The organism is Aliterella sp. E5.1, assembly GCF_057473825.1.
Genome location: NZ_JBYCCV010000123.1, coordinates 1 through 9,866, shown reverse-complemented (window position 1 = coordinate 9,866; position 9,866 = coordinate 1). Strand labels below are relative to the sequence as shown.

At 43.6% G+C, this 9,866-nt stretch carries 10 protein-coding genes; 7 read left to right on the top strand and 3 right to left on the bottom strand.

Features of this window, described 5'->3' with window-relative positions; genetic code table 11:
• Positions 1-139: 139 nt before the first annotated feature.
• Both AC2VE5_RS22155 and AC2VE5_RS22150 read left to right on the top strand, forming a co-directional pair.
• Positions 140-610: an MFS transporter gene (locus AC2VE5_RS22155; protein ID WP_486889849.1), complete on the top strand. Its 471-nt coding sequence runs from the start codon at positions 140-142 to the stop codon at positions 608-610.
• A gap of 24 nt (positions 611-634) precedes the next feature.
• Entirely contained in the window at positions 635-1,027 is a 393-nt protein-coding gene (locus AC2VE5_RS22150) for a VOC family protein (protein WP_486889848.1), read from the top strand.
• Between the two features lie 77 nt (positions 1,028-1,104).
• Here the strand turns inward: AC2VE5_RS22150 and AC2VE5_RS22145 are convergent, their stop codons facing one another.
• Together AC2VE5_RS22145 and AC2VE5_RS22140 are read right to left on the bottom strand one after the other, a co-directional pair.
• Positions 1,105-1,683 carry a (2Fe-2S) ferredoxin domain-containing protein gene (locus AC2VE5_RS22145; protein ID WP_486889847.1) on the bottom strand — a complete coding sequence of 193 codons (579 nt, stop codon included), beginning with the start codon at positions 1,681-1,683 and terminating at the stop codon, positions 1,105-1,107.
• Positions 1,684-1,726: 43 nt separating this feature from the next.
• On the bottom strand, positions 1,727-1,963 hold the full coding sequence (locus AC2VE5_RS22140; RefSeq protein ID WP_486889846.1) for an Asr1405/Asl0597 family protein: 237 nt from the start codon (positions 1,961-1,963) through the stop codon (positions 1,727-1,729).
• 268 nt (positions 1,964-2,231) lie between these two features.
• On the opposite strand from AC2VE5_RS22140, the gene dpsA reads away from it, so the two are divergent.
• The 5 genes from dpsA to mutT all read left to right on the top strand — a co-directional run bounded on the left by dpsA (position 2,232) and on the right by mutT (position 8,537).
• Positions 2,232-2,786: a DNA starvation/stress protection protein DpsA gene (gene dpsA, locus AC2VE5_RS22135; RefSeq protein WP_486889845.1), complete on the top strand. Its 555-nt coding sequence runs from the start codon at positions 2,232-2,234 to the stop codon at positions 2,784-2,786.
• 140 nt (positions 2,787-2,926) lie between these two features.
• Complete coding sequence (gene carB, locus AC2VE5_RS22130) at positions 2,927-6,244, top strand: carbamoyl-phosphate synthase large subunit (protein WP_486889844.1); 3,318 nt, start codon at positions 2,927-2,929, stop codon at positions 6,242-6,244.
• A gap of 332 nt (positions 6,245-6,576) precedes the next feature.
• Positions 6,577-7,536, top strand: a complete 960-nt coding sequence (locus tag AC2VE5_RS22125; protein ID WP_486889843.1) for an RNA polymerase sigma factor, RpoD/SigA family — start codon at positions 6,577-6,579, stop codon at positions 7,534-7,536.
• Positions 7,537-7,714: 178 nt separating this feature from the next.
• Positions 7,715-8,047, top strand: a complete 333-nt coding sequence (locus tag AC2VE5_RS22120; RefSeq protein WP_486889842.1) for a DUF760 domain-containing protein — start codon at positions 7,715-7,717, stop codon at positions 8,045-8,047.
• 79 nt (positions 8,048-8,126) lie between these two features.
• On the top strand, positions 8,127-8,537 hold the full coding sequence (gene mutT / locus AC2VE5_RS22115; protein ID WP_486889841.1) for an 8-oxo-dGTP diphosphatase MutT: 411 nt from the start codon (positions 8,127-8,129) through the stop codon (positions 8,535-8,537).
• Here the strand turns inward: mutT and AC2VE5_RS22110 are convergent.
• The gene (locus AC2VE5_RS22110; RefSeq protein ID WP_486889840.1) at positions 8,507-9,697 is read right to left on the bottom strand and encodes a histidine kinase; all 1,191 of its coding nucleotides are present in this window, start codon (positions 9,695-9,697) and stop codon (positions 8,507-8,509) included. The genes mutT and AC2VE5_RS22110 overlap by 31 nt on opposite strands.
• Between the last annotated feature and the right edge of the window lie 169 nt (positions 9,698-9,866).

The following is a 9,866-nucleotide window of genomic DNA, read 5'->3' as shown; positions in this document are numbered from 1 at the left end:
CATATTTGAGTGCTTTCTCCAACATTTCTTTGCTTTCAGATATCTCCACTTGGAACGGACGACTCATAACTTTTCCTTTCCCCTTACACTTATGCTAATTTAGCGCACCTTCATTCAGAATTGGTATAAGAGGACTTATTTGCCGAGTTTAATTGCAGACAAGTTTGGCGCAGAACCTTTTACAATTGGGCTGTTTTTGTCTAGTGTTTCTGTCGCGATCGCTTTTACTTCTTCTCAGCTTGGCAATTTGGCTAGACACTTCTCTGAAACTACTCTAATTCGAGCCTCTTTTGTTTTTTATGCTGTCGCTTTAGCGATCGTGCCTTTTGTCTCTAGTTTGTGGTTGCTGCTAATTCCTACTACAATTTTTGGCATTGGTCTTGGTATTGGTTTCCCTAGTATTCAAACTCTTTTAGCCACTTTAGCCCCCAAAGAGTATTTAGCGACAGTTATATCTGTAAACGGTACATTCTTTGGATTGGGACAAACTCTAGGACCATTATTAATGGGCATAGCTTATGGTATCGGTGGAATTAATAGCGTATTCTATGCAGGGGTAGTATTTGCTTTAGCCACCTTGGTCGTGTTTAGATACTGTACTTGTTTGTGATGCTGGAAATTACTGGAGCATTTTATGGATATAAAAACTTCCTATACGCGGCTACTCGTAAATGACCTAAAAGCTTGCTTTGAATTTTACCGAGATGTAATGGAATTTCAAGTAGTTATCGAAGCTTTAGATGATGGGTATGCTGAATTTGCCACCCCAGCGATGAAATTAGTGCTGTTTCGACGGCAAGAAATGGCAGAAATGATTGGCACAATTTGCCAACCCGTAACGGTAGAATGTCAAGATAAAGTCGCCTTAGTCTTTACCATAGCCAATGTAGACGAGACTTATCGTCACCTCAAAACTAAGGCGCGTTTTGTAACAGAGCCATTAAATAACCCCCGCTACGCCCTCAAAACCGTTTATCTGCGCGATCCTGATGATACTTTGATTGGACTATTCCAACCGATGATGTAAACATAGACAAGGCTCTAGTAATGCTACAGCCTTGTTTATATTTTTTTGATTCCAAAACTTATTAGTAGCTAATTTTCTCAATTGATGACTAGGCGCTCTCTAGTAGTTTTCACTTCTATTTTGGCAAAATGCTTGTCAATTAGCGCCGGAATTTGAGCAGCTTGGACTTTGGTGTAGCGCTTTTTGTCAGGCATCATCACTATATTAGGTCCAGCTTTGCAATCTTTTAGACATCCCGTGCCTTTAATGTTTACTTGCTCGGATAAACCGCGAATTTTTAAAGCTGCCTGCATTGCCTGACAGGCTTCTTTACCGCCTCGTTTCATGCAGCTAGACTTTTGACAAACTAATATACTTGCTTTATTTTTATCTATGGGAGCAGCTATAGTGCTTGGCTCTTGACTAACAGTGCTAGGGATAATTTGTTCGGCTTTCAGCTTTAGTTTACCTTTGCTGTCAAACTGCTTTTCTCCAGAAATTTGCAACCAATCACCAGGTATCAATCGCAACTGGAAGTTATATCGAAAAGACTTGGCAAGCTTGATTGTACATTCACCTTGCGAAGTTGCAATCACTAGCTTTTTTGGTTTAAAGTCTTCAAATTCAAAACCCAAAAATCGCCCTTCAATACTAAAACTTACTACTTTGGTACTCATTATTTTATTCCTCATCTTTAACTGCAAACAAGCATCTTTAGAGTTACAACCAGCATCTCTCTAACCATTCCGCCAATTCTTGCCTCGAAGTATTCAATTGCCTAGAAACGCTCCAAAGTTGAATTGCGGCTAAAGTGCTAGTAATTTGTACCTGCAAAGGTTGGTCAATTGCACAAAAACAAGGAATAGCTAGTTGCTGTAAGCGCTGGTAAACATACCATCTATCTGCCCAACTTACTTCAACCATTACGCTTGCGGCTTGACAACTAGGCGACTTCACTGGCAATTATCTCCAAAGATGAAAGACTTGTTTTGTAGCAAAAGTACAAGATTAGTAGTTCGCTACTTTGTTTATTAGCATACACTCAATTGCAAATAATTCTCATAAAGATTGCAAAAAGAATTAGAAAACTTGTCAACAAGGTTGAGTTGTAGTAGTGGAGACAGCGCGATCGCCCTCTCTGGGGCTTACACTGGTAGGTGTCAATCGCTAAATAAATTTTTGGGCAGTAAGAAATTTAGACACTGCTCAAATAGAGAGGAGAACTATGTCAGAAGCTCAAACCCAACTACGCAACTTCGGTCAAGTCTATGACAATCCAGTGATGCTAGAGCGCAGCGTCACCGAGCCTGTTTGTGAAGGATTAAATGTCGCTTTAGCGAGTTTTCAAGGGCTGTACTTGCAATACCAAAAGCATCATTTTGTAGTTGAAGGTGCAGAATTTTATATGCTGCATCAGTTTTTTGGAGAAAGCTACGAGCAAGTACAAGGTCACGTCCATGATATCGGCGAACGCTTAGATGGCATTGGTGGCGTACCTGCGGCAAGCTTTAGTAAATTAGCTCAACTATGTTGCTTCGAGCCAGAAGCAGACGGAGTTTTCAATTGTAGAGCAATGGTGGAACACAATTTAGCCGCCGAACAAGCAATGATTAACTTAATTCGCCGCCAAGCTACCCAAGCGGAGAGTTTGGGCGATCGCGCAACTCGTTACTTGTACGAGACAATCTTACTTAAAACTGAAGAACGAGCCTATCATCTAGCCCACTTCTTAGCCCATGATAGCCTTACCTTGGGGTTTATGAGCAACGGCAAAAACTAGGTATAGGGGCGCATCCACAAATGCGCCCTACCCCCTAAGAAAATAATAATTTGCAAAAATGATAAATAAATAGCAACGAGAATTACATTAGACGCTTAAAATAATCAGGATTTGCATATTCGTAATCCGAATTAACTACTATGCCCCGCCGTGACGACCTCCATAAAATTTTGCTGCTTGGCTCAGGACCAATTGTCATTGGACAAGCCTGTGAATTTGATTACTCCGGGACTCAAGCTTGTAAAGCACTCCGAGAAGAAGGTTATGAGGTGGTACTCGTCAATTCCAATCCTGCCACCATTATGACCGACCCGGAAACCGCCGATCGCACCTACATCGAGCCACTAACACCGGAATTAGTCGAAAAGGTAATCGCTAAAGAGCGTCCCGATGCTTTATTACCCACCATGGGCGGACAAACGGCTCTAAATATAGCTGTGGCTTTAGCGAAAAGTGGCGCATTGGAGAAGTACGAAGTAGAGTTAATTGGCGCAAAGTTGCCAGCAATTGAAAAAGCCGAAGACCGACAACTATTTAAAGAAGCAATGGATCGCATTGGGGTAGCGATGTGTCCTTGCGGTACAGCGTCAACCATCGAAGAATCAAAAGCCGTAGCGCGTTCTATTGGTTCGTACCCCCTAATTATTCGCCCAGCCTTTACGATGGGCGGTAGTGGTGGTGGGATTGCCTACAACCAAGAAGAATTTGAAGAAATGGCGCAAGTAGGCATTGATGCAAGTCCTGTTTCCCAAATTTTGATTGATAAATCCTTGCTCGGTTGGAAAGAGTACGAGCTAGAAGTAATGCGCGATTTGGCAGATAACGTAGTCATTATCTGCTCGATTGAAAACCTCGACCCCATGGGCATTCATACCGGAGACTCGATTACCGTTGCTCCGGCGCAAACGCTCACAGACAAAGAATATCAGCGCTTGCGCGATGCGGCAATTAAAATCATCCGCGAAATTGGCGTAGAAACTGGCGGCTCTAATATCCAATTTGCGATTAATCCGGTAAATGGAGACACAATCGTCATTGAAATGAACCCCCGCGTTTCTCGTTCTTCAGCATTGGCTTCCAAAGCTACAGGCTTCCCCATTGCAAAGTTTGCGGCGAAGTTGGCGGTAGGCTATACCTTAGACGAAATCAGTAACGACATTACAAAAAAAACCCCCGCATCTTTTGAACCAACCATTGACTATGTAGTTACCAAAATTCCCCGGTTTGCCTTTGAAAAATTCCCCGGTTCTGAACCTGTCCTAACTACTCAAATGAAGTCGGTAGGCGAAGCAATGGCAATTGGGCGCACCTTTAACGAGTCGTTTCAAAAAGCTTTGCGGAGTTTAGAAACTGGACGCGCTGGTTGGGGTTGCGATCGCAAAGAAAAATTACCCAGTGGGGAGCATATTCGCCCACAACTGCGGACTCCCAACCCCGAACGAATTTTTGCCGTGCGTCAAGCCATGCTGCTAGGGATGACAGTAGAGGAAATTTACGAACTAACAGGTATCGATCCTTGGTTTTTGGACAAAATGCAAATTTTGATCGAAACGGAAAAGTTTATCAAAAAAACTCCGTTAAAGCAGTTGACCAAAGAGCAAATTTACAAAGTCAAGCGCGAAGGATTTAGCGATCGCCAAATTGCTTTTGCGACTAAAACTAATGAAGACGAAGTAAGAACCTATCGCAAGTCTTTAGGCGTTATCCCGGTTTATAAAACTGTAGATACCTGCGCCGCCGAATTTGAGGCATTTACTCCTTACCACTATTCCACCTACGAAGAAGAATCGGAAGTTAGACCCAGCGATCGGCAAAAAGTGATGATTTTAGGGGGAGGTCCCAATCGCATCGGACAGGGAATTGAATTTGATTACTGCTGCTGTCACGCGAGTTACGCGCTCAAAGCGGCGGGATTTGAGACAATTATGGTCAATTCCAATCCCGAAACTGTGTCCACCGATTATGATACTAGCGATCGCTTGTATTTTGAGCCACTAACTAAAGAAGATGTCCTCAACGTCATCGAAGCTGAAAACCCCATTGGGATAATTGTTCAATTTGGCGGTCAAACTCCCTTAAAACTTGCCTTACCTTTACAAAGATATTTGGCTGAAAATGGCGATACCTTATCCGCAACCAAAATTTGGGGTACTTCCCCAGACTCCATCGACGTAGCCGAAGACCGCGAACGTTTTGAGAAGATTCTCAGCCGATTAGAAATTACCCAACCACCCAATGGAATCGCCCGCAATTATGACGATGCTTTAGTTGTTGCTGGAAAAATTGGTTATCCCGTAGTCGTGCGTCCTAGCTACGTTTTGGGCGGACGAGCAATGGAAATTGTTTACTCCGACGCAGACTTAGAGCGCTACATGGTTTACGCGGTGCAAGTAGAACCCGACCATCCGATTTTAATTGATAAATTCCTCGAAAACGCCATTGAAGTCGATGTAGATGCGATCGCCGACCATACCGGGAAAGTAGTGATTGGCGGCATTATGGAACATATTGAGCAAGCAGGAATCCACTCCGGCGACTCCGCTTGTTCTTTACCTACTATCTCTTTACCTACGGCGGTTTTAGACAAAATTCGCACTTGGACAACTCAGTTAGCGAAAGCATTAAACGTCATTGGTTTAATGAATATTCAGTTTGCCGTTGTCAACGCCCACAGTTACAACCCCCAAGTTTACATAATTGAAGCCAATCCCCGCGCCTCGCGTACCGTACCTTTTGTCTCAAAAACAACGGGCGTACCTCTGGCAAAACTAGCCTCCTTAATCATGTCTGGGAAAACCTTAGAATCGCTCAACTTTACTACCGAGCCTACCCCCAGTCATATTGCCGTTAAAGAAGCCGTTTTACCCTTTAATAAGTTTCCGGGGACAGATACAATTTTAGGACCAGAGATGCGCTCTACCGGGGAAGTAATGGGCATTGACAGCGATTTTGGACGTGCGTTTGCCAAAGGCGAATTAGGCGCGGGACAGGTGCTGCCATTGAGCGGTACAGTTTTTGTCTCCATGAGCGATCGCGATAAAGTTTTGGTTGTTCCTGTCATCAAAGAATTTATCGAGCTAGGTTTCCACGTCTTAGCCACCGATGGCACGCGGCGCGTTCTGCAAGAGCATGGCTTAAAGGAAGTTGCATTAGTCCTAAAACTCCATGAAGGTCGCCCTCATGTCTTGGACGCAATGAAAAATCACCAAATTCAACTCATTATTAATACGCCTTCAGGTGAGGAAGCTCAAACTGATGCTCGTTTAATTCGTCGTACTGCCATAACTTACAAAATCCCGATTATTACTACCATTGCAGGCGCTAAAGCTACGGCGGCAGCGATTCGCTCTATGCAAAGTACGCCTCTAGATGTCAAAGCTTTACAAGACTACTTGCTGCCCAAGGTCGCTACTGGAAGCTTACAAGGGCGGGATAATATTAGTCCAACTTTACGCTAGATTGGCTGCCTACAGGCAAGGCTCTTATCTGTAGTGGACTTGGGCAACCCCCAAGTCAAAGCCTTTTCCCAACAAAACCTTACTTACAAAAAGTAGCCGTAAACCTTGCGAAATGTTACAATTATTAATATTCCTAAAACAATATGTAAGCCTAACTAAAAAGCAACCTAGTGTATAATTGACGCTCCCCCTGTAGAGATCTACTGCATCATGATAATTTGTCTATAATCGGAGTTGACAATAATTATGAATTATTGTAATAGAATTGGAAAAAATTAAACCATACGCTCCCGTTTTCCTGCCAAGCCCATTAATAATAAAAAAGTAGCGTTATGAAGACCGCTCAGACTGCAACCGACCTAGTACGTACATATTTGCGTGAAATTGGTCGCGTACCCCTGCTAACCCACGAGCAGGAAATTTTATACGGAAAGCAAGTACAGCGTTCGAGCGCCTTACAATCAGTAAGAGAAGCGTTACTCGCTGAACATGGACGAGAGCCAACTCAACAAGAGTGGGTAAACGCAAGCGATGTAGAAGATAGCGAGGAACTCGCCAAAATAATCGCCGCCGGAGAACTTGCCAAGCGCAAAATGGTAGAAGCTAATTTGCGTTTAGTAGTATCCGTCGCCAAAAAATACATCAAACGCAACGTAGACTTGCTAGATCTAATCCAAGAAGGCACAATCGGGATGCAACGCGGGGTAGAAAAGTTTGACCCCACAAAAGGCTATCGCTTTTCAACTTACGCTTACTGGTGGATTCGCCAAGCTATAACGCGCGCGATCGCCGAAAAAGGGCGGACAATTCGTTTGCCTATTCATATCACCGAAAAACTCAACAAAATCAAAAAAGCCCAACGCCAACTATCCCAAAAGCTAGGACGCGCACCGACGGCGGGAGAACTGGCAACAGAACTTGAGCTAACGACCAAGCAAGTTAGAGAATACTTAGAACGGGCGCGGCTGCCACTATCATTAGATTTGCGCGTGGGAGACAACCAAGACACAGAACTTGGGGAATTGCTAGAAGATACGGGCGCTTCTCCCGAAGAATTTGTCATGCAGTCTTCTTTAGCTACAGATTTAGATTTGTTGATGGCAGATTTGACTCCGCAGCAAAGAGAAGTATTGATATTGCGTTTTGGTTTAGCCGATGGACAAGCCCTAACTTTAGCTAAAATAGGCGATCGCCTCAATATTAGCCGCGAACGAGTTAGACAAATTGAGCGCGAAGCTTTGACCAAACTCCGCAAACGTAAAGCCGATATGGATCAATACTTAGCCAGCTAAGGTCAAAAGTGAGAAACTACCCCAAAATTGGTTCGGTTTCATCGACTCCAAGATTACATACTGCTTGTTACATTAGTTTGCATCAGGCAATAAACACAGCCTACAGATCGAAGGACGGCAAAGGACGGCAACCGAGGCAATGTCTGCTAAGGGAGCCAAAATCAAACGGAGGTATCAAGTGAGCAATTCACCCAATCAAGTCTCAGAGTTTTTTAACGGCGAATCAGAAAATACCAATTTGCTGTGGCACTACGTTCAATCTCTGAGTCCAGAAACAATTACTCAACTTTCTAAGCCTAGTTCTGGTGAAGTATTTCAAGTTATGGAGCGTAATATTGTTGGGCTTTTGGGCGGCTTACCCTCCGAACACTTTGATGTAACAATCAGTACCAACCGGGAAAACTTGGGCAGACTTTTAGCTTCAGCAATGATTAGCGGCTACTTTTTACGCAACGCCGAACAAAGAATGACCTTTGACAAAGCTTTGCAAGCATCGGAAATTACTGAATAGATAAAGTATCAATTTTTAAATAGTACAAAGCAAGGGTAGACTAATTTTTGTCTGCCCTTGTTTTTATATGCAACTACTCATGGCTCAAAAAATTATTGGTGTTGGCGTAATTTGGAACCAGCAACAGCAGATTTTAATCGATCGCCGTCGCCCAACTGGAGTACTCGGAGGCTTGTGGGAATTTCCTGGAGGTAAAATTGAAGTCGGCGAAACCGTAGAAAATTGTATCAAGCGAGAAATTTGGGAAGAATTAGGCATTGTAATTGCCGTGGGCGAGCCCTTAATCACCATCGAACACGCCTACACTCACTTGCACGTTACTTTAATCGTGCATCACTGCCACTATATAGAGGGAACCCCGCAGCCCATAGAATGCGAGGAAATTCGCTGGGTAAGCTTAGATGAGATCGATAAGTTTGCCTTTCCTGAAGCAAATTTTCAAATCATTGCCGCCTTGCGTCAGGTAGGATATATGGGAATTGTAAAGTGAAAGCAACTACCCCCCGTAGGCGGTGAATCTACCCAAATTTGCCCGTAGTGAGCCTGAATAATGCTTTGACACAGAGATAAACCAATCCCGTAGCCATCACAAGCTGCGTCTCTTTCTAGGCGGACGCGCTCCTCAAAAATGCGATCGCAATCTGCTTGGGGAATCCCAGAACCAGTATCGCAGATACTTACTTGGGCTTTTTGACTGGTACGGTGTAGCACCGATAGGCGAATAGTTCCATGTTCCGGCGTGTACTTGATTGCATTATCTAACAAGTTATTCAATACCTGGCGCAGCCTTTCGCTATCAGCATAAACGGATGGTAAATCGCTGGGCAAATCAGTTTCCAAAGTTTGATGCTTGGCTTTAGCGCGATCGCTATGATGACTTAAAACTTCATGACAAAGCGCGTTGATATCTAATTTGGCAGGCTCAATATGCAGTTGAGCGCTCGTACCGCGCGCTACCTGCAACAATCCAGAAATCATACGATCGATGTTTTTAGCTTGATTGCGCGCTTGTTTAAATAACTGGGCGGCTAATTCTGGCTTGAGGCGAGAAACTTTGTTTTCTTGGGGGACTAGATTTACTTCTAAAGTTTCTAGGGCAATAGACACCGCCGTCAAAGGATTGCGGAGATCGTGAGCAAGCATAGCAATTACTCGATCTTTGAACTGTAACTGCTCAGTGAGTTTTTCTTTTTCTCGCTTTAGACGGAAAATTTCATCAGCAAGTTTTATTAGTTCAGCAGAGTCACTCACAGAACGAATCAGTGATGGGGGTAAGTTGATATTATAGTCTTGGTCTAAATTTTCTGACTCCTCTAAATGGGTTACTACCAATTGCTGCCAGCGAAACCACCAAGTTTCTAACTGAATTTTGAGGTTGCTACCCGCCAAAACTTGCTGGGGTTGGGGGTGAATTTTGACTAAGGCAGGAGTTGCTACCAGTTTAAAATGTTCTACCAAATAAGGCTGTTCGCCCACCTTGATAACTTGCAGTTCAAAAGGACAATCGGCTTGTAACTGTTTGAGATAACCGTGAATTTCCTGAGCTTGCGATCGGGAACTAGGTCGTTCGTCAACAAACAGTAACAGTTGAAGCGTTGCTTCGGAATAGGTTGGTTGCGGCGAAACCTGCATACAAACTTTTTTCAGCACTGAAAACAGGCAACTTTTAAGGGTTGGCAGAAATATAAACTAATACTAAGTTGTGGTCAGAGGTAGTAGAGTATTAAATAGAGAGAACTTTGGCAAAGATAAATGTACAGGAGTCAAGTAACGCAAGCCTGTCCTCATCTAGACCTAGAGACAGTCAAGCAGAAAGTAA

What these genes read in the sequence shown, in the direction of transcription:
- AC2VE5_RS22150 (WP_486889848.1), top strand. Translation starts at nt 635, where the DNA reads ATGGATATAAAAACTTCCTATACGCGGCTACTCGTAAATGACCTAAAA.
- AC2VE5_RS22145 (WP_486889847.1), bottom strand. Translation starts at nt 1,683, where the DNA reads ATGAGTACCAAAGTAGTAAGTTTTAGTATTGAAGGGCGATTTTTGGGT.
- dpsA (WP_486889845.1), top strand. Translation starts at nt 2,232, where the DNA reads ATGTCAGAAGCTCAAACCCAACTACGCAACTTCGGTCAAGTCTATGAC.
- carB (WP_486889844.1), top strand. Translation starts at nt 2,927, where the DNA reads ATGCCCCGCCGTGACGACCTCCATAAAATTTTGCTGCTTGGCTCAGGA.
- AC2VE5_RS22125 (WP_486889843.1), top strand. Translation starts at nt 6,577, where the DNA reads ATGAAGACCGCTCAGACTGCAACCGACCTAGTACGTACATATTTGCGT.
- mutT (WP_486889841.1), top strand. Translation starts at nt 8,127, where the DNA reads ATGGCTCAAAAAATTATTGGTGTTGGCGTAATTTGGAACCAGCAACAG.